This is a genomic window from Streptomyces sp. NPDC058650, assembly GCF_042717315.1.
Lineage (GTDB): Bacteria > Actinomycetota > Actinomycetes > Streptomycetales > Streptomycetaceae > Streptomyces.
Map to the genome: position 1 here is coordinate 67,986 of NZ_JBHXRL010000026.1, position 17,541 is coordinate 85,526.

General features: G+C 71.7%; 19 protein-coding genes and 1 pseudogene. 10 read left to right on the top strand and 10 right to left on the bottom strand.

Annotated features, from left to right (window positions below):
* Nucleotides 1–20: 20 nt before the first annotated feature.
* Nucleotides 21–311 carry a hypothetical protein gene (locus ACFWWU_RS32875; protein ID WP_384151299.1) on the top strand — a complete coding sequence of 97 codons (291 nt, stop codon included), beginning with the start codon at nucleotides 21–23 and terminating at the stop codon, nucleotides 309–311.
* 110 nt (nucleotides 312–421) lie between these two features.
* Nucleotides 422–1,882, top strand: a complete 1,461-nt coding sequence (locus ACFWWU_RS32880) for a sigma-70 family RNA polymerase sigma factor (RefSeq protein WP_384151302.1) — start codon at nucleotides 422–424, stop codon at nucleotides 1,880–1,882.
* Between the two features lie 18 nt (nucleotides 1,883–1,900).
* On the opposite strand, the gene ACFWWU_RS32885 is transcribed toward ACFWWU_RS32880, so the two are convergent.
* The 4 genes from ACFWWU_RS32885 to ACFWWU_RS32900 all read right to left on the bottom strand — a co-directional run bounded on the left by ACFWWU_RS32885 (nucleotide 1,901) and on the right by ACFWWU_RS32900 (nucleotide 5,753).
* Nucleotides 1,901–2,554, bottom strand: coding sequence for a CAP domain-containing protein (locus ACFWWU_RS32885; protein WP_384151305.1), 654 nt, complete (start codon nucleotides 2,552–2,554; stop codon nucleotides 1,901–1,903).
* Nucleotides 2,555–2,693: 139 nt separating this feature from the next.
* Nucleotides 2,694–3,566, bottom strand: coding sequence for a universal stress protein (locus tag ACFWWU_RS32890; protein WP_384151308.1), 873 nt, complete (start codon nucleotides 3,564–3,566; stop codon nucleotides 2,694–2,696).
* A gap of 165 nt (nucleotides 3,567–3,731) precedes the next feature.
* A complete protein-coding gene (locus ACFWWU_RS32895) occupies nucleotides 3,732–5,099 on the bottom strand; it encodes an acyl-CoA dehydrogenase (protein ID WP_384151311.1) in 1,368 nt (455 codons plus the stop codon).
* A 198-nt stretch (nucleotides 5,100–5,297) separates the two neighbouring features.
* Entirely contained in the window at nucleotides 5,298–5,753 is a 456-nt protein-coding gene (locus ACFWWU_RS32900) for an RrF2 family transcriptional regulator (protein ID WP_384151313.1), read from the bottom strand.
* Nucleotides 5,754–6,269: 516 nt separating this feature from the next.
* Between ACFWWU_RS32900 and ACFWWU_RS32905 the strand changes: the two genes are divergently transcribed.
* On the top strand, nucleotides 6,270–7,130 hold the full coding sequence (locus ACFWWU_RS32905) for a glutathione S-transferase C-terminal domain-containing protein (protein WP_384151316.1): 861 nt from the start codon (nucleotides 6,270–6,272) through the stop codon (nucleotides 7,128–7,130).
* A 266-nt stretch (nucleotides 7,131–7,396) separates the two neighbouring features.
* Here ACFWWU_RS32905 and ACFWWU_RS32910 read toward each other — a convergent pair whose 3' ends face one another.
* Nucleotides 7,397–8,434 (bottom strand): NAD-dependent epimerase/dehydratase family protein, encoded by a 1,038-nt coding sequence (locus ACFWWU_RS32910; protein WP_384151319.1) that lies wholly within the window; start codon nucleotides 8,432–8,434, stop codon nucleotides 7,397–7,399.
* Between the two features lie 138 nt (nucleotides 8,435–8,572).
* On the opposite strand from ACFWWU_RS32910, the gene ACFWWU_RS32915 reads away from it, so the two are divergent.
* Both ACFWWU_RS32915 and ACFWWU_RS32920 read left to right on the top strand, forming a co-directional pair.
* On the top strand, nucleotides 8,573–8,815 hold the full coding sequence (locus tag ACFWWU_RS32915) for a DUF5133 domain-containing protein (RefSeq protein WP_384151322.1): 243 nt from the start codon (nucleotides 8,573–8,575) through the stop codon (nucleotides 8,813–8,815).
* Nucleotides 8,816–8,961: 146 nt separating this feature from the next.
* Nucleotides 8,962–11,349, top strand: a complete 2,388-nt coding sequence (locus tag ACFWWU_RS32920; RefSeq protein WP_384151325.1) for an ATP-binding cassette domain-containing protein — start codon at nucleotides 8,962–8,964, stop codon at nucleotides 11,347–11,349.
* A gap of 69 nt (nucleotides 11,350–11,418) precedes the next feature.
* Here ACFWWU_RS32920 and ACFWWU_RS32925 read toward each other — a convergent pair whose 3' ends face one another.
* Nucleotides 11,419–11,952, bottom strand: coding sequence for a hypothetical protein (locus ACFWWU_RS32925; RefSeq protein WP_384151328.1), 534 nt, complete (start codon nucleotides 11,950–11,952; stop codon nucleotides 11,419–11,421).
* A gap of 34 nt (nucleotides 11,953–11,986) precedes the next feature.
* Nucleotides 11,987–12,289 (bottom strand): annotated as a pseudogene (locus ACFWWU_RS32930) (IS5/IS1182 family transposase); the annotation flags it as partial.
* 252 nt (nucleotides 12,290–12,541) lie between these two features.
* On the opposite strand from ACFWWU_RS32930, the gene ACFWWU_RS32935 reads away from it, so the two are divergent.
* From ACFWWU_RS32935 to ACFWWU_RS32945, 3 genes are all read left to right on the top strand, one after another.
* A complete protein-coding gene (locus ACFWWU_RS32935) occupies nucleotides 12,542–12,682 on the top strand; it encodes a hypothetical protein (protein ID WP_384151331.1) in 141 nt (46 codons plus the stop codon).
* A gap of 92 nt (nucleotides 12,683–12,774) precedes the next feature.
* Nucleotides 12,775–13,035 carry a hypothetical protein gene (locus ACFWWU_RS32940; RefSeq protein WP_384151334.1) on the top strand — a complete coding sequence of 87 codons (261 nt, stop codon included), beginning with the start codon at nucleotides 12,775–12,777 and terminating at the stop codon, nucleotides 13,033–13,035.
* Between the two features lie 461 nt (nucleotides 13,036–13,496).
* The gene (locus ACFWWU_RS32945) at nucleotides 13,497–13,859 is read left to right on the top strand and encodes a hypothetical protein (protein WP_384151337.1); all 363 of its coding nucleotides are present in this window, start codon (nucleotides 13,497–13,499) and stop codon (nucleotides 13,857–13,859) included.
* Between the two features lie 252 nt (nucleotides 13,860–14,111).
* Here ACFWWU_RS32945 and ACFWWU_RS32950 read toward each other — a convergent pair whose 3' ends face one another.
* A complete protein-coding gene (locus tag ACFWWU_RS32950; RefSeq protein ID WP_384151340.1) occupies nucleotides 14,112–15,215 on the bottom strand; it encodes a tyrosine-type recombinase/integrase in 1,104 nt (367 codons plus the stop codon).
* 322 nt (nucleotides 15,216–15,537) lie between these two features.
* On the opposite strand from ACFWWU_RS32950, the gene ACFWWU_RS32955 reads away from it, so the two are divergent.
* Entirely contained in the window at nucleotides 15,538–15,750 is a 213-nt protein-coding gene (locus tag ACFWWU_RS32955; RefSeq protein WP_384151342.1) for a hypothetical protein, read from the top strand.
* Between the two features lie 193 nt (nucleotides 15,751–15,943).
* On the opposite strand, the gene ACFWWU_RS32960 is transcribed toward ACFWWU_RS32955, so the two are convergent.
* Nucleotides 15,944–16,195 (bottom strand): hypothetical protein, encoded by a 252-nt coding sequence (locus ACFWWU_RS32960; protein WP_384151345.1) that lies wholly within the window; start codon nucleotides 16,193–16,195, stop codon nucleotides 15,944–15,946.
* A 482-nt stretch (nucleotides 16,196–16,677) separates the two neighbouring features.
* On the opposite strand from ACFWWU_RS32960, the gene ACFWWU_RS32965 reads away from it, so the two are divergent.
* Entirely contained in the window at nucleotides 16,678–17,028 is a 351-nt protein-coding gene (locus tag ACFWWU_RS32965) for a DUF6233 domain-containing protein (RefSeq protein ID WP_384151348.1), read from the top strand.
* A gap of 309 nt (nucleotides 17,029–17,337) precedes the next feature.
* Here the strand turns inward: ACFWWU_RS32965 and ACFWWU_RS32970 are convergent, their stop codons facing one another.
* Nucleotides 17,338–17,514 (bottom strand): hypothetical protein, encoded by a 177-nt coding sequence (locus ACFWWU_RS32970; protein WP_384151351.1) that lies wholly within the window; start codon nucleotides 17,512–17,514, stop codon nucleotides 17,338–17,340.
* Nucleotides 17,515–17,541 lie beyond the last annotated feature (27 nt).

Below are 17,541 nucleotides of genomic sequence, written 5' to 3' on the forward strand. Positions count from 1 at the left end.
CCGGGTGTGAACCTGGATGGATGAGCTGGGCATCTTGGACGACCGCCGGTGTCTACACCGGGCGAGGTGGGGTGCTGACCGACGAGGCCGGTGTCGTCACGGGCGATCTGACCGTGCACACGACCTGGGCCGAGCGCGAGGCACGCGTGGCCGTGCAGTACAGCGGCGCATCCGACTGGTTCACCATGTCGGGCAGTCCTGTTCCGTGCGCGACGGAGGAGGAGAGCCGAGATCTCCACGAAGCGGTCGTGGAGGCCGTCCGGGAAGGCAACGGGGCCACGGTCCCGTCGCTGCCCGGCGCGATACCGTAGTCGCGACGGCCTGCGCTGTCGCGACGAACACCACAGGAAGTGTTATCCCTCCCGCTCCCACGGGTCTCCGAACGACGGGGGACTCGGATCACGGATGAGGGAGCAGACCCATGCACAGCGACGAGCGCCGCACCACCGCACTGGTGGAGGCGGCCCGGGCCGGTGACGCGCACGCCAGGGACGAGCTGGTACGCGCGTACCTGCCCCTCGTCCACAACGTCGTCGGTCGCGCCCTCGACGGCCACGCCGACGCCGACGACATCGTCCAGGAGACGATGGTCCGCGCCCTCGACGGCCTCGCCGGGCTCCGTGATCCGGCCCGCTTCCGCTCCTGGATCGTCGCCATCGCCATGAACGGGATACGGCGCCGCTGGCACGAGAACCGGCAGGCCCCCGTGCCCGGCCTCGACCGCGCGGCCGACCTCGCCGACCCGGCCGGCGACTTCACCGAACTCACCATCCTCCGCCTCCGCCTCTCCGGGCAGCGCCGCGAGGTGGCCCGCGCCACCCGCTGGCTCGACGACGAGGACCGCGAACTCCTCACCCTGTGGTGGCTGGAGGCCGCCGGAGAACTGACCCGCGCCGAACTCGCCGAGGGCCTCGGCGTCTCCCCGCAGCACGCCGCCGTCCGCGTCCAGCGGATGAAGGAACGCCTGGAGACCGGCCGGGCCGTGGTCCGCGCCCTCGACGCCGACCCGTCGTGCCACGGACTCACCGACTCCCTCACCGCCTGGGACGGCCGCCCCTCGCCCCTCTGGCGCAAGCGGATCGCCCGCCACCTGCGCGACTGCGCCGCCTGTACGGGGCAGACGACCGGGAGCCGCGGCCTCGCCCCCGTCGAGGGCCTGCTCGTCGGCATCGGCCTCGTCCCCCCGCTGGCCGCGGCGGCCGTCTCCCGGCCCGACGCGGAATCCTTCGCCGCCGAGCCCGTGGGCCGGTGGACGCCGATGCGGCGCGCCTGCCTCGCCGGAGCCGTGACCGTCGCCGTCCTCGGCGCGCTCGCCGTGCTCGTACCGAGGCAGGAGGAGATACGGGTGACGCCCGACCGGCCCCGCGCCGCGACCCCGGCACCCACCACCCCGACCACCCCGGCGCCCCCCACCACCGAGGCGGCCACCGTCGCCGCCCCGGCCCCCACGACCCGCACCCCGGCACCCCGCCGCACCACGCCCCCCGCACCCGCGCCGACCGCCGAGGAGCGGGTAACGGAGAAGGTCAACAGGCTCCGGGCGGCAGCGGGTTGCGCCCCGCTGCGGACCGACCCGCGCCTGGTCGCGGCGGCCCGGGGATACGCCCGCGACATGGCCGCGCGCGGCTACTACGCGCACAGCAGCCCGGAGGGCGACTTCGCGGACGCGCGGATCACCGCGGCCGGATACGACTGGAGCGCCTGGGCCGAGAACCTGGCCCAGGGGGCGGCGGACCCGACGGCCGTCGTCGAGGGCTGGACCGACGGGGCGATGCACGAGGAGAACATGCTGGACTGCCGGTACCGGGACACCGGAGTGGCGTCGGTGCCCGGTCCCGGCGGCACGATCTGGGTGCAGAAGCTGGCGGCCCCGGCCTCCTGAACCCCGGACCGCCGGGGGTCAGCCCTTGGCGCCGAAGTTCTGTACCCACCACGGGCCGTTGGCGGTGAGGGTCACCCCGACGCCGATGTCCTTGAAGGAGCAGTTGAGGACGTTCTCGCGGTGTCCGGGACTGTCCATCCAGTCCTCCATCGCCCGGGCCGGGGTCTTCGGCCCACGATGGATGTTCTCCCCCCACGTCGCCCACGTGTACCCGGCGACGGTCATCCGGTCGCCCGCGTCACGGCCCTCCGGACTGTCGTGCTCGTAGTAGTCGCGCGTGGCCATGTCGTCGGCATGCCCCTGGGCGGCGGTCCGCAGATGGCTCTCCGCGCGGAGCGGGCCGCAGCCGGCCTTCTCCCGTTCGGCGTTGGCGAGGTCGACGACCTGCTGGACGTACTCCGAGACCGTCCCGCCGGCCGCACCGGCCTCGGGCCCGGCCCCGGCGGCCGGGGCGGGGGAGGCCACGTACACCCCGGCGGCCACCGTGAGGACGACGGCCGCGGCCCCGGCGGCGGTGACGGCGGTACGGAAGCCCGGGCGCCGGAGAGCGCGCCGCCGTGATCCGTGGCCCTTCCGGTGGCGCCCGCCGTCCCGCACGACAGGTGCTTCGTGTTCGACGTGTTCGACGTGTTCAGGGCTGTCGGGGTGACCGGAGTGGTCGTGGTGCCGCATGGAGCTCCGCTCTCTCGCCGAGGTCGCCGGACGGTCCGGCGCTGGGGAGAGCCACCGGGGCGACGGCGGTATCACTTTCCGGCCCCGGCCGCCCCGACACTCCTCGTCAACCCGACGCGTCAACGCACGTCAGAGCCTTTCAGTCCTGCGGGACCACCGCCACCGGGCACGGCGCGAGATGGAGCGCCGCGTGGGCCACGGAGCCGATGCGCGGGCCGACGGCGCCGCGCCTGGCCCGTCGGCCGACCACCAGGAGCTGGGCCGCCCCCGAGGCGGAGAGCAGCACCTGTCCCGCGCTGCCCAGTTCGACGTGCTCCGTCACGGGCACCTCGGGGAACCGTTCCCGCCAGGGTGCCAAGGCCTCGCGCAGCGCCTTCTCCTCGTACGGGACGAGACCGCCGGCCTCGTCGGCGAGTCGCATCGAGGCCGGGCTGTACGCGTAGAGGGGCGGCAGGCTCCAGGCGCGGACGGCCCGCACCGAAGCCCCGCGCGCGGCAGCCGTCTCGAAGGCGAAGCCGAGCGCCGCGGCACTGTCCTCGGGACTGCCGAGCTGGCCGACGAGGACGTCACCGACCGGCGGCTCGGCGGGCTCGCCGTCCCGGGACCTGACGGCCACCACGGGCCGGCCTGCGGCGGCGATGATCTGCTGCCCGTACGAGCCGAGCAGGAAGCCCGCGACGGCGCCGTGGCCGCGTGAGCCGATGACGAGCATCTCGGCCCGAGGCTCGGTGCCGAGCAGTGCCGCGACCGGGGTGTCGCGGAGCACCTCGGCCGTGAGAGTGACGTCCGGGTGGCGCCGCGCGACCGTCGTCTCGGCTTCGCGCAGGACCTCGTCGGCGGCCCGCTCCTGGCCCGCCCGGTCCTGGACCAGCGGGATGTCGAGGGGTTCCCAGCGCCACGCGTGGGCGAGCCGCAGCGGGAGCCCCCGGTGGAGGGCCTCGCGGGCGGCCCAGTCGGCCGCGGCGAGACTCTCCGGGGAACCGTCCACTCCTGCGACGATCTCACGACTCATCGGACTGCCTCCGTCGGTAGCGTGACGGGCCCGCCGGGCGGCGGGGCCCTCCTGCCTCCAGCTTGGGCCCATCGGCAGCCCGAAGAGAGGGACGGACGTCCCGACATGCCGGACCGTCCGTCCCTTCTGTCGGCCGTTGGCCGTTGGCCGTCGGCTGTCGTGGTGTCAGGCCGGCAGGGTCAGCCGCGCGTGGGTGCCGTTGAGGTAGTGGTCGCCGATGTCGCGGAGCCGATGGGCCGGCTGCGTGTGGGCGGTGAGCGCACGGGCGTTGCGCCAGAAGCGGTCGAATCCCGGGCCTCCGGACCGGGTGTCGGCGCCCTCGGCCCCGTCGACGAGTTCGAGGACGCGGGTCGTGATGCGGACGGCGGCCCGGCCGGTGATCGTCTCGGCTGCGGAGACCAGGACGGCGATGTCGGCGCGCTCCTCGGGGCTCAGCGTCCGTCCGGTGAGGAGACCGCGGGCCAGGGCGTCCGTCGCCCGCTCCACCACCGCCGATGCGGCGTGCGCGGCCGTGGCCAGCTCGCCGTAGGCGAGGAGCAGGTAGGGGTCGTCGTCCGCCGCCAGGAGATCCGCGCCGGCGGTGGACGGCCTGCCGTCGGCCGAGGGCGCCGGGGCCGGTCCGGCCTGCCCGGCGCGGCTGATGTCCCGGGCCTCGGCGAGCGCACCCTCCGCGATGCCGAGCCCGACCTGGGCGAGGAGCAGCCGCAGGGCGAGCGGGGCGAGGGTGGCGAAGGGGGTGACGGCGTGTTCGTCGTGGGGGAGCAGACCGAGGACCTGGTCGGCCGGGACGGGGACGTGGTCGAAGGTGACGGTGCCCGCGCCGGAGAGCCGCTGCCCGATCCGGTCCGTGCCGGCATCGGTGAACACGCCGGGATGCGCCGGGTCCACCAGGACGATCAGCCAGTCGCCCGTCCCGCCGGGACGGGCGCCGACGACGAGCCGGTCGGCGACGGCGACACCGGAGGCGAACGCGCGGCGCCCGTCGAGGATCCAGCCCCCCGCGTCCGGCGTGAGCCTGAGGCCGGGGTCCTTCTCGGTGCGCGGCGGCTCGACGCCCCCGCCGAGCAGCCAGTGCTCCTCGGCCGTCCGTACGTCGAGGTCGCGGGCGGGGGCGTCCTCGGTGCGTTCCGTGCCTTCCGTGGCTTCCCTGCCTTCCGCGTACTCCGTGCCTTCCGTGTGCTCCGCCCGTCCGAAGAACCGGCTGCTCCAGGACAGGACGTAATGGTGGGCGAGGAGTTCGCCGACCGAGCTGTCGGCGGCGGAGATCTCCCGTACGACGGCGGACGCGGCCCGCCAGTCCGCGCCCCGCCGGTTCGCTCCGGGCGCCGTGAGGAGGGCGGGCAGGCCGGCCTCCTGGAGCCGGGCGACCTCGTCGAAGGGGGCTTTGCCCGCCCGGTCGCGGGCGGGCGCGTCGACGGCGAGGTCGTCGGCGAGCTCGCGGGTGACGCGGGGCCAGATCTCGTCGTCCGCGGGCCGGTCGGCCGGTGCCGGGACGGTGCGTATCGCGGTTCTCCTGACCGATTTCCTCGGCATACTCACGTCACCTCACCCGATCCCCCATATCCCCACTGGAATACTAGGGATAGTGGCAGAGGTGGTCGCCCGGCCCCAAGGGGCGTCCAAGGACTGGACGAGTGCGTCTTGATCGATGAGATGTCGTCACGTCGGCGCAGCTCACGCGGAGTTGCCTTCGCCGAGAACCGGCCGCGTGGGCGCTTTTCGGGCACCCGGTCAGGGGTTGGTCCAGGCCTCCGGGTCGTCCGCGAGCGCGGTGATCCCCGCCGGCAGCTCGGCCGCCGCCACCTCCGCGAGCGAGACCCCGAGCACCTCGCGCACGCTGGCGCGGAGCGCGATCCAGAGCGGGAGCAGCGACTCGGCGGGTCCCGTGTAGGCCAGGTCCGGGGGCCGCTCGCCGCGTACGGAGACCAGCGGGCCCTCCACGCAGCGGATGACGTCCGCGACCGAGATCGACTCGGCCGGTCCGGCCAGCCAGTACCCGCCGTTGCCGCCGCGCTGGCTCTGGACGAGCCCGCCCTTGCGCATGTCGCCGAGGATGCCCTCCAGGAACTTGTGCGAGATCCCCTGGACTTCGGCGATCGCCTCGGCCTTCAGCGGCCCCGTGTCCTGGGCGGCGGCGAGCTGGAGGGCGGCCCGCACCGCGTAGTCGGCCCTGGCTGAAATGCGCATGCGGGCATTATCCCGTACGAGCCCGGCCGGATTCGTGCGCCCCGGAGGCGGCGCGTCCCGCACCCTTGACGGCGCGGGTGCCCGGTCGGAGACTCGTGAAAGGGAAAACCGAGTGAACGGGTAGGGAATCATGGGGCGCACCGGTCGGCGGGACACCGCGCACGCCGTGCTCCTCCCGCGCTCCGTACCCCTCACATCCCGCCGTCACATCGATCTGCTGCGGGTCTGCAGCGCCGCGAGTCGCCGTCCCCGCCGGGGCGTCCACCGCGTCCGCTGAGCCCGTCCGCCCCGCCCGGGCCGCTCCGGCCCGCGCCATCCGATGCTCGGGCCCACCGCGGTCCGGGCCGGGCGGGATCCGGGACCGGACGAGCGCTGCGCCGCGGTCCGTCCGCCTCCTCCTTCCCGTTCCTCTGCCGCCTCCGGGCCTGCGCGGCAGCCCGACGCCGTCGTGTCACCGCGACCGTCGTCGCCGCGCACCGCCCCGGACCCGGCACCGAGCACCCTCCAGGGAGAAGCATGTCCGTCGTCCCGTCCTCGCTGCTGCCCACCTCCGCCGTGCCCGCCTTCCGCGGCCGGATCGGCCGCGACGTGCGCAGCGGCCACTACGCCGTACCGCACCGCTACCGCCTCCATCTGGCCCCGTCGGGCCCCGGCTGTCTGAGCATCGCCCTCACCCACGGCCTGCTCGGCCTCGACGACACGCTCCCCCTGACCGTGCTCCCCGGGACGCCCGACATGCCCGACGGCGGGTACGCCGCCCTGCGTCCGCTGTACGAGGCGAGCGCCCATCTGTACGCGGGGCCGGCCGCCGCGCCCGTCCTGAGCGACGGGTGGACCGGGCGGATCGTCAGCACGCACGTCCCCGACATCCTGCGGGACCTCGCCCTGCGCTTCCGCGGCGACGGCCCCGACCTGCTGCCCGAGGAGCACCGGGGCGAGATCGAGGCCATCGCCGACCTGTGCGAGCGGAGCATCAACCGGGCCGCCCAGCGCGCCGGCGAACTCGGCCTCGACGGCGACGCCGCCCACCGGGACCCGCTCGGCGTCCTCTTCGCGGCCCTCGGCTCCCTGGAGCGGCGCCTCACCGGCCGCCCGTACGTCCTCGGCGACCACCCGACCGCCGCCGACGTGCAGGTCTGGGTCACCCTCGTCCGGCTCGACACCGTCCACCGCTGGCACCTGGACGCCGCCGCGATGGACACGGTCGCCGGACACCCCGCTCTCTGGGCGTACGCCCAACGCCTCGCGGCGCGCCCGGAGTTCGCCCGCCACCTCGACATCGACGCCGTGCTGCGCCGGCACCGCGCCCACTGTCGCGGCCACGAGGCCGCGGGCGCCGGGATACGACTCGTCGACTGGTCCGGCGCCACGAGCTGACGGCGGAGACGCCCGCGGGCCGCGCGCCGCCAAGCCAGCCGCTGCCGCCAGCCCAGCCGCATGCCGCCAACGCCCGCCGCCAACCGTCTGCCGCTCACTGCCTACGGCTCACTGCCACTCGCCCACCGCCACCCGCTCACTGCCTACGGCTCACTGCCAACCACCTGCCGCCACCCGCCCACTGCCCACCGCCCATCGCCACCCACCTGCCGCCACCCGCCCCCTGCCGCCGCCGGAACAGCCGTCGTCGGGACCCCCGAGCACGCTCAGCCGATGCGGTGGCCCGCCAGCGGAGCCGTGTCGTCGCCCGCTCCCGCGCGGACCCCGCGCAGGAAGGCCTCCACGGCCTCCAGCGAGCTCGCCGACGGTTCCCACCCCAGCTCCCGCCGGGCCCGCTCGGTGGCGAGCAGGGGCATCTGCAGCAGCGCGTCGAAGAGCCCGGGGGAGGCCGGGGCGAGCCGCAGGCGCCAGGCCGCCGACAGTGCTCCGCGTACCGCTCCGGCCGGGACCCTCACCGGCCGGGCGTGCAGCAGCCGGCCGAGCGTTTCGGCATCGAGCACCGGTTCGGCGGCGAGGTTGAACGCGCCGCGGACGTCCCGGAGGAGCGCCCTCCGGTAGGCGTCCGCGGCATCCTCGGTGTGCAGGACCTGGAAACGGAGCCCGTCGAACTCCGGCAGCAGCGGCAGCAGTTCCGGCCGCATCAGCTGAGCGGGGAAGAACCGCCCCGCGAAGATCCGCCGCTGCCCGCTCGCCGACTCCTCCTTGAAGAGGAAGGCCGGGCGCATCCGGACCACCCGGGTCAGCGGATGGTCGCGCTCGTAGGTGTCGAGGACCCGTTCCAGGTACGCCTTCTCCCGGGTGTACGCGGCGCCGGGCCAGCCGTGCGTCGGCCAGGCCTCGGACACCGGGGCGCCGCCCTTCGGGCCGGGGGAGTACGCCCCCACCGAGGAGGCGTGCACGAGGACCGGCACCCGCGCCGCCGCGACCGCGTCGAAGACGCGCACCGCGCCCAGGACGTTGGTGCGCCAGGTCTCCACGGGGTCGTGCGTCGGCCCGAACCGCCAGGCCAGGTGCACGACCGCGTCCGCGTCCGCCACGTACTGCGCGAGCCGGGGCTCGTCCCCCTCCCGGGAGAGGTCGATCTCGGCCCACTCCACGCCGGGCAGCTCCAGGCGAGGCCTGCGCCGGGCCAGGCCCAGGACGGAACCGACCCGCGGTTCGCGGGCCAGCGCCCGCACCAGGCTCGTGCCGACGTTGCCGGTGGCGCCGGTGACGACCACCCGCCGTTGCGCGCTCGGGTTCATGTCTCCGACCCTCCGCCATGGGCGGCGGAAGCGCACTCCGGCAGCCGACCCGTCACGCAGCGTGCCCGCGCGGGTCGCGGGCGTGGTCGACGACCGGGAGGATGGAGCGACTCGGGAGCCAGGAGACAGGAGGACGCGATGCTGCTGCCCGACGCGAACACGGTCGACCGGCTGCTCCGGCACTACCGCACCCAGGAGCGGTCCGTGCTCGCCAGGCCGTGCGACCTGTCGGTCCGCCGGCGCTTCGAGGACACGGCGTACACCCTCTGCGTCCTGATGGGAGAGCGGACCGCGCACGAGGCGGTCCGCGCGGCCGAGCGGTACGTCGCCGAGGGGCGGCCCGCACCCCGGCAGGCCCTGGAAGGGCTGACGGGGAGCTGACCGGAGTCCGGTCAGGAATCGAGAAGCGTGGCCATCGCGGCCCGGCTAGCGTGGCCGTCGTGGACATTGCCATTTCCCGGCGCCGGAGCCGGCGTGATGCGATGATCGCGATGATCATGACTCGGCCGTCCGACGGAGGAGAAACGATGAGCCAGGCCCCGAGGACGGGTAAGAAGGCGGTCGCGCCGCACGCCGCCGACCAGCACGACACGATCCGCGTGCTCGGCGCGCGCGAGAACAACCTCAAGGACATCAGCATCGAGATCCCGAAGCGCCGGCTCACGGTCTTCACGGGCGTCTCCGGCTCGGGCAAGAGCTCCCTCGTCTTCGACACGATCGCCGCGGAGTCCCAGCGGCTGATCAACGAGACGTACAGCGCCTTCGTCCAGGGCTTCATGCCGACCCTGGCACGGCCGGAGGTCGACGTCCTCGAAGGGCTGACGACCGCGATCATCGTCGACCAGCAGCGGATGGGAGCCGACCCCCGCTCCACCGTCGGCACCGCCACCGACGCCAACGCGATGCTCCGCATCCTCTTCAGCCGCCTCGGGAAGCCCCACATCGGCCCGCCCAGCGCCTACGCCTTCAACGTCCCCTCGGTCCGGGCGAGCGGCGCGATCACCGTCGAGCGCGGGAACAAGACGGCCGTGCGGGCGACCTTCGAGCGCACCGGCGGCATGTGTACGCGCTGCGAGGGCCGGGGCTCCGTCTCCGACATCGACCTCACCCAGCTCTACGACGACTCCAAGTCGCTCGACGAGGGAGCGCTCACCATCCCCGGCTACACCCCGGGCGGCTGGAACTACCGGCTCTACGGCGAGTCGGGCCTCGTCGACCCGGCCAAGCCGATCCGCAAGTACACGAAGAAGGAACTGCAGGCCTTCCTCCACCACGAGCCGACCCGCATGAAGATCGCGGGCATCAACATGACCTACGAGGGGTTGATCCCGCGGATCCAGAAGTCCTTCCTGGCCAAGGACAAGGAAGGCATGCAGCCGCACATCCGGGCGTTCGTCGACCGGGCGGTCACCTTCACCACGTGCCCCGAGTGCGACGGCACCCGGCTCAGCGAAGGGGCCCGGGCGTCGAAGATCAAGAAGGTCAGCATCGCCGACGCCTGCGCCATGCAGATCAGCGACCTGGCCGAGTGGGTCCGCGGGCTCGCCGAGCCTTCGGTGGCGCCGCTGCTCACCGCCCTCCGGGACACCCTCGACTCGTTCGTGGAGATCGGCCTCGGCTACCTCTCGCTCGACCGGCCCGCGGGCACGCTCTCGGGCGGCGAGGCACAGCGCGTCAAGATGATCCGGCACCTCGGCTCCTCGCTCACCGACGTCACGTACGTCTTCGACGAGCCGACCATCGGCCTGCACCCCCATGACATCCAGCGGATGAACGACCTGCTGCTCCGCCTGCGCGACAAGGGCAACACGGTGCTCGTCGTGGAGCACAAGCCGGAGACGATCGCGATCGCCGACCACGTCGTCGACCTCGGCCCCGGCGCCGGTACGGGAGGTGGGACCGTCTGCTTCGAGGGCACCGTCGAGGGGCTGCGGGCGGGCGACACCATCACCGGCCGGCACTTCGACGACCGGTCCTCCGTCAAGGACGCGGTACGGACGCCCACCGGCACACTGGAGATCCGCGGCGCGTCGACGCACAACCTCCGCGACGTCGACGTCGACATCCCGCTCGGCGTGCTCGCCGTCGTCACCGGAGTCGCCGGCTCCGGCAAGAGCTCGCTCGTACACGGTTCGATCCCGCCCGGCGAGGACGTCGTCTCCGTCGACCAGGGCGCCATCCGCGGCTCGCGCCGGAGCAACCCGGCGACGTACACCGGGCTGCTCGAACCGATCCGCAAGGCCTTCGCCAAGGCCAACGGCGTCAAGCCGGCGCTGTTCAGCGCCAACTCCGAGGGCGCCTGCCCGACCTGCAACGGCGCGGGCGTCATCTACACCGACCTGGGGATGATGGCCGGGGTCGCGAGCACCTGCGAGGAGTGCGAGGGCAAGCGGTTCCAGGCCTCGGTCCTGGATTACCACCTCGGTGGCAAGGACATCAGCGAGGTGCTCGCGATGTCGGTGACCGAGGCCGAGGAGTTCTTCGGCGACGGAGAGGCCCGCACGCCGGCCGCGCACAAGATCCTCGAACGCCTCGCCGACGTCGGCCTCGGCTACCTCAGCCTCGGGCAGCCGCTCACGACCCTCTCCGGCGGCGAGCGGCAACGGCTCAAGCTGGCCACGCACATGGGCGACAAGGGCGGGATCTACGTCCTCGACGAGCCGACCACCGGCCTGCACCTCGCCGACGTCGAACAGCTCCTCGGCCTGCTCGACCGGCTCGTCGACTCCGGCAAGTCCGTCATCGTCGTCGAGCACCACCAGGCGGTCATGGCCCACGCCGACTGGATCATCGACCTCGGCCCCGGCGCCGGCCACGACGGCGGCTCGATCGTCTTCGAGGGCACGCCCGCGAAGCTCGTCGCCGACCGCTCCACCCTCACCGGCGAACACCTCGCGGCGTACGTGGGCGCCTGACCGTACGTCCTAGGGGGTGTCCTGATCCGGCCTGACCGATAGGACACCCCCTAGGCAGTCTCCGGCGGATCAGGGACGGACCGGGACGCGGTGGGCCGCGGATGAGCCGTCGGTGGGGATGGAGCCGCGCGTCGCCAGGACCTCGCCTGTGTCGGCGAACTCCCAGTGGGTCGCATGCTTCCCGTCCTTGAACGGCCATTCGACGCGGACGACAGGGCGCCTTAACAGGCTCTCGAACCAGCCGGCGCACCGCTCCGCGAGCTCCTCAACCGTGCCGGAGGCCCGGAAGGAGCCGCGCTCGGGCGACTCGTGAAGGTTGAAGAGCTGGTCGCAGACATTCCCGGCCTGCATGTGTGTGCCGTGAAAGTGCACGGCCCACTCGCCGAGCACCAGTCGGCGCGCCTCATCGAGAAGGCTGAAATAGACGAGGAGCGACGACTCGCCCTCGGGCCGGCCGACCTGGCTGGGAGCCCACGGCACCCGCCAATCAGCGGCCCGGGCTCGCAGGACTGCCAGGAAGGCGAGTTCTGCCTCGCCGAAGTCCCAGGGCTCCTCGCCGCACTCCTCCGGGTCCTCGACCTCGAACCAGCTGTTGACGTCCACGGGGAGACTCTAGAACCACAGGATGTCTCGTAGATCACCGGCGGAGCCATAGGCGGATTGCTGCGGTGGTGACGGTTCCGTGGAAGACGTAGGCCCGCTTGTCGTAGCGGGCGGCGACGGCCCGGGAGTTCTTGAGCCGATTGATAGTGCGCTCGACCTCGTTGTGGCGCTTGTAGATCTCGCTGTCGAAGCCGGTGGGCCGGCCGCCCTTACTGCCGCGCCGTTTGCGGTTGGCCCGCTGGTCCTTCGGTTCGGGGATGGTGCGCTCGATCTGGCGTCTTCGCAGGTAGCGGCGGTTGCGCCGTGAGCTGTATGCCTTGTCGCCGCCGAAGCCATCACCGTTGATGAGGATCCGCATTCGCGTCTTCACCCAGCCTGCGGTGGCCTAACGCCACAGATCCGCACCGTCGCGCCCACTCGGGGCCATCGTCAAGAGGTCTTCGTGAAGACCCGAGAGGGGACGGCCGGTGGAACATCCGTCCTCGCCGGACTCCATGACCGCCCAGCCGACATCGACCCCTGACACGTTCACGTCCCCGCCGCAATCGAGCTCGTCCACCTCGGCGAATCTTCGAGATCACCTCGGTGCTTGCTTCAGGCGGGACGGGACGAGCGGCAGGTGTCGGTCGTCAGCTACGACGCAACGAGCGCTGAGTACTACAAGCCCCGGAAGGTCGCCGAGGCCGGCGTCAGCGACGTCGAGATCGTCCCGGTGAAGCCCGTCGAGTAGCCCGTCCGGCCCGTCGTTGTCAGTGGCGGCTCATAGCGTGGTCGTACAGGAAGGCTGGGAGCCGCCCAGCCAGCGACGCCAGGGAGCGGGTCATGGGTGAGATCACCGTCAGCGCGCAGGACATCGACCATCTCCTGCACGACCCCAAGGGCGCGTACGGAGCTCCGTACCAGCGGGCCTACGCCGAGCTCGCCGTCTCCCACCGCGGCCGGCCGACCGCCGAGATCGTGCCGCTGCTCCGCACGGCCGCCGACCGAGCGCTCCTCGGCTTCACCGAGGACGACCTCGCCGAGCAAGCCTGGGCGATCAGAAGCGGCGCGCCGTACGAGCTCCGGGTCCGCATCACCGAATAGAGCTGGCGGGTGCGATCAGCCGCGCTGCGGCACGCTCGGTTCCTCCTCGGTCGGCGCCTCAGTCTGACTGCTGAGCTCCTCTTGCGGTCGCTTCTCTGCCTCGCGTGGACGGGCGCCCAGTGGCCGGGCCGCGCCCTGTAGCCGATGGTGTAGTTGTGGTGCATCGAGCAACCTCCCCGAGGGTCAGAACCCGCCGACCGCACTCCGCGCAAAGACGTCCACGCGTCGGCGTAGCACCGGGATCGCCTCGGCAGGCACGTCGCATTGGTGACGCCCTAGCGCCCTGGGCAACAGCACTGACGGCCACAGCGGCAGCGATCGGCCTGTTCTTCAGCGCCCTGGTGGCGTCGTCGAGCGTGGATGCAACGCGCCGGCAGCTCGATCAGGACCGGCGGCAGCAGGCGGGACGGGTCGCCCACTGGACGGAGCCCGTAGGCGAGCTCTCCGAAACGGTCGTCATCGTGAACCGCTCGCTGGATCCAGTGAGCAATGTCGAGATGTTGTTCTACGCACCAGACGCAGACATCGATCCGGCAGAGCACGAATGGCTCTTCTTAGGGCTGGATTCTTGGACCATGCCGCCCTGCACCCAGCTGACCATCGCCCCGGGCCCCATCGAAGCTTTTCTGCTGGGCTACGGAATCGAGCAGGGCGAGGCGCCGATCCGGGCAATCCGGTTCCTTGACAGCGATGGGCGGCTGTGGGAGCGCGACGAGGGAGGGCTCCGCGCGGCCGAGTACAGCGAGTCGGATTCGGCTTCCGGCAGCGACATCCTCTCTAGGGGGGCGGCCCGGCGAGAGCCAGCTGAGCACTGCGACAAATGATCACCTTCTCGTGGCAGCGCAGGGCATATCCGTCGGCAGTCGCCGCATGACGGCAACCGCAGCGGTGCGCCGTACGAGCGCCCAATCCGTGTCACCGCTGAGACCGCGGGGCGTGCGATCACGGACCGCACCTGCAAAGCCTGGGAGCACGTCCAGGGAGCCCTGGAGGAGTGCGAATGCCCCGTCCCCTGTGGTCCGGAGCGGTGTCGTTTGGCCTGGTCACTTCTCTGAACTAACGCTGGCGGGCGCGGATCACGTTTCGTCGGCGCCGATAGCGGCGTTCAGCGTGAGCAGGGCGGCATCGTATGGGACACGTTCAAAATGGAACGGTCCAAATGCCGTGTACTCGCGGGTCTTGCGATGGGGTTGCTCGAAGGAATCCCAGATCACGAGGTCCGCTGTTGTCGTGATGCGGGCCATGAGAGGCCAGCATCCCCATTCGCCGCATTCACAACCGAGAACGGGTGTCTTCGGCCCCATCGCGTTGGTGGAGCGTCCGGAGAAATGGTCCTGCATGTGGCCGAACCGGTAGAACTCCGGTATCAGACCACCATAGGCTTCGCCTGCGGGCTGCATCTCGGCGGCGATCTCGAAGTTGTCTATCAGCTCGGTGAGTGGTGCTCCGTCGATGTGAGGGAGCACCACGAGCGGGCCGACGCCGCCACGCTGCTGGCAGTCGAAACGGATCTCATTGCTCGTCATCCGCTGATTGTCACAGCACCGCTGTGCCGTCATCCTCCCGGATGGGCTGAGCTGGGGGGCATGCGTGGCATGCCGTGGTTGACCGTCGTGCCGCTGGGAGTTTGCCGGTCCACTTGAGCGATCTCGTCCTCGGCGCCAGCCAGGCTGACCCGAAGCGACAAGACGCTGCCGCTGGGCTGGATCAGGGCGGAGCATCGAGCACCGGATGCAGGCGTGCTCGTGGATGCAGGGTGTGCCGAAGGCGCGGGCGCAGGTGCCCACGGAGAGTTTGCGGCGTTCGAAGTGGCCGAGGAAGTCGTCCCACTCGGCGTCGGTGGGCGTGCGGTACTCCTCGCCGGGACGCTGGGCACGCCGGCGGCTGATGAAGGCCCGGTGGGCCTCGATCGCTTCGGCGGGGTAGATGGCGTGGTAGCCCATGGCGGTGTTGATGCTGGCGTGGCCGGCGATGACCTGGGCAATGTGTGGGGGCAGTCCGCTGCGGATTGCGTCGGTGATGAAGATGCGGCGGAAGTCGTGGGGAGCGAACTCCAGAGGCTTTCCAGAAGTGTCGGTCAGGCCCGTGGTGGTGAGGACCTCGCGCAGGCCGCGGCGGATGAGTTCGCTGGTCATTCTGCTCGGCTCGCCGCTTCGGTTCCACTGGAACAGCAGGGGCATGGGCTGGTTCCATACGCGTTCTTCGTAGTCCTATGCGGCGATGAGGGGAACTGCGCCGGTGCGGGTCTCGCACGCGTTGGACGATCGCGGACAGGACGTCGGCGAGTTCGGGGCTGACGAGCAGGACGCGCTCCTGGTCGGTCTTTGAAGGGGCGATCTGAAGCAGGGGGACGACTTCGCCTGTGGAGGGCAGCCGGTTCTGGATCAGGCTGTGGTGGGTGGTCTCCAGCATCTCCTCGATTCGGGCACCGGTGTGTTGGAGGACTCCACCGCTGCCCAGGCCCAGAAGGCCCGGTGCTCAGCCTGACCGAGGTGCTCGCGGGTGCCGTCCGTGCGCCATGCCCACGGCGACTGGACCTTGCCTGCGCGGGTGAAGTGCTCGCCGTCCACGGTGAACAATCTGCCGGGCCTGGCCGCGCGTAGGGCGGCAAGCCGGGCCTGGGCCGCCTTCCTGTGCGCGGTTTGTATCGACGGACGCGAAGCCGACGCGCTGGCCGACGTCCTTCGTGCCGCGTTCGACGAGTTCAGCCAGTAGTCACGATCGGCCAGCGCCCCAACGGAGGGCCCCGAATCAGGGCGCCCGTTGGTGACAACCAGCCTGCGAAATCGCCGATGGCGCCAGATAGCGCGCTTTACGGGCGACGACACGCGTGCCCCACTCAAAGCAATCAGCACGGTCACCTCCAGCCCATGGGTGACAGCTCTCGTGCTTCGGCACACTGATGCGCTCAATCGGCTTTCGGCACGACCTTGACCTCGTACGCGAAGACGGGCACTGCGGCGAGCTGCTCGTCAACTTGCTCCCGGACATCGCCAGCCAGCGACAGCACCATCTTGGTTCTCGCCCCCGGGCCGTCGGCCCGGGGAACGGAGCTCTCCACCGGACCGATAGCGCTACCGGCCAGGCTCCGCAGAGCCCTGCGAGCCTCGTCGAGCGCATCGTCGCTAACAGTCATCGAAACGACGGTGGTAAGTGCCATGGCAAGCCTCCTGGCAGTGAACGAACACACGACTACCCCAAGGATCACCCCCTGGCGCCTCCCCTGCACCGTGAGTTACAGGTAGCGCGACGAGCGCGGCTGCTCGGATGCGCTTCGCGCTGCGTGACCGCCGTTCGGCTGGGCGGGTTGTCGCTTCGTGGACACCTCCCCGCTCGTATCCGGCGACTACTCCACCCGTGTCGCCCTGAACAAGGAAGGCACCGACTTCGAGCGGCCGTACGCGCCCTTGGGGTCGTGCAGGAGGTGGCCGATGTCCTGCGCGCTGACGGTGATCTCACCCATGACGCGCAGTTCGCCCCGACCGCCGGGGCCTCGACGGCTTCGGCCAGGAGTACTACGGAGCGGGTGTTGCAGCCGTCAGTGGGGGTTCCCGCGTCGCCGAGCGGGAGATCCACGACCTGGAGGCCCAGGACGCCGAGGAGAAGCGACGCCGGGAGGTCGCGCGTCGTGAGCAGGCGTGAGTGGTCTCGGCGGCCCGGGCGCCCGAGGGGCATCCGATGCTTCACCGGGGGAACTGCGGCCTCAGGGCGAAGTACGGGGCCGGGGAGCTCCTGGACGTCGACGGTGCGATGGGGGCGGCCGAGGAGTATCCGGACATGGAGATGTGCGATGTGTGCGCGCCGTGGGGGAGTCTCGGCATCGACAAGTCCGCCGACCGGCCCACGCGGCCGGCCGAGGTCGAGTGCCCCAGAGCGGGGCCGGGCTCTAGAAGACACCGCCGCCCGCGGTGCCTCCGCGACCCTCGATGCCACCACCGCCCACGGCGACATCACCGCCCGCAGCAGCTGAAACGCCGCCACCTGCGAGCATAAAAGCGGCTGAACCATGACGACCCCGGGCGGAGCAGCCCACGCCGCCGCTCTCCAGGACACCAGCGCCGCCCACGGCCAGACTGCGCGGCGCTCTCTCCGCGCTGTGCTGGATCTTGAGTCGGTCCAGGTCATGGCCGCGTTCCCCGACGGCGCGGTTCCGCCCATCGGCGCCAGCCCTGTCACCGAGGCGTCCTTGGCGCAGGACTCGACAACGGTCGGTACGCCCGTAAGAGCCCGCTGATCCCCCGGTCTCACCAGGGGGCCTCTTGCTCTGGGGCATGACCGTAGACGTCGCTGTGCAGGTGCGGTTCAGTCGTCTTCCGAGTCGTGCGAATCGGGCACGTAGTCGTCGAACGACGGCTCGTCGGGCGCATCAAGACGGACATACAAGCGCGCCCACATCGTCACGTCCCGCAGATTGACCACGCCGAACAGGGCCTCGGTGTAGCCAGTGTCGAACTCGAGGAAGAGCTCCTTGCCGGGCAACTTGTCGATGAGGACGTTCTCGTGCGG

Excerpts from the sequence above, each read along its gene's own strand:
- ACFWWU_RS32950 (WP_384151340.1), bottom strand. The coding sequence starts at position 15,215 with ATGCCCCTGCTGTTCCAGTGGAACCGAAGCGGCGAGCCGAGCAGAATG.
- ACFWWU_RS32910 (WP_384151319.1), bottom strand. The coding sequence starts at position 8,434 with ATGAACCCGAGCGCGCAACGGCGGGTGGTCGTCACCGGCGCCACCGGC.
- ACFWWU_RS32920 (WP_384151325.1), top strand. The coding sequence starts at position 8,962 with ATGAGCCAGGCCCCGAGGACGGGTAAGAAGGCGGTCGCGCCGCACGCC.
- ACFWWU_RS32885 (WP_384151305.1), bottom strand. The coding sequence starts at position 2,554 with ATGCGGCACCACGACCACTCCGGTCACCCCGACAGCCCTGAACACGTC.
- ACFWWU_RS32890 (WP_384151308.1), bottom strand. The coding sequence starts at position 3,566 with ATGAGTCGTGAGATCGTCGCAGGAGTGGACGGTTCCCCGGAGAGTCTC.
- ACFWWU_RS32915 (WP_384151322.1), top strand. The coding sequence starts at position 8,573 with ATGCTGCTGCCCGACGCGAACACGGTCGACCGGCTGCTCCGGCACTAC.
- ACFWWU_RS32900 (WP_384151313.1), bottom strand. The coding sequence starts at position 5,753 with ATGCGCATTTCAGCCAGGGCCGACTACGCGGTGCGGGCCGCCCTCCAG.
- ACFWWU_RS32960 (WP_384151345.1), bottom strand. The coding sequence starts at position 16,195 with ATGGCACTTACCACCGTCGTTTCGATGACTGTTAGCGACGATGCGCTC.
- ACFWWU_RS32895 (WP_384151311.1), bottom strand. The coding sequence starts at position 5,099 with ATGCCGAGGAAATCGGTCAGGAGAACCGCGATACGCACCGTCCCGGCA.
- ACFWWU_RS32905 (WP_384151316.1), top strand. The coding sequence starts at position 6,270 with ATGTCCGTCGTCCCGTCCTCGCTGCTGCCCACCTCCGCCGTGCCCGCC.
- ACFWWU_RS32880 (WP_384151302.1), top strand. The coding sequence starts at position 422 with ATGCACAGCGACGAGCGCCGCACCACCGCACTGGTGGAGGCGGCCCGG.
- ACFWWU_RS32875 (WP_384151299.1), top strand. The coding sequence starts at position 21 with ATGAGCTGGGCATCTTGGACGACCGCCGGTGTCTACACCGGGCGAGGT.
- ACFWWU_RS32940 (WP_384151334.1), top strand. The coding sequence starts at position 12,775 with ATGGGTGAGATCACCGTCAGCGCGCAGGACATCGACCATCTCCTGCAC.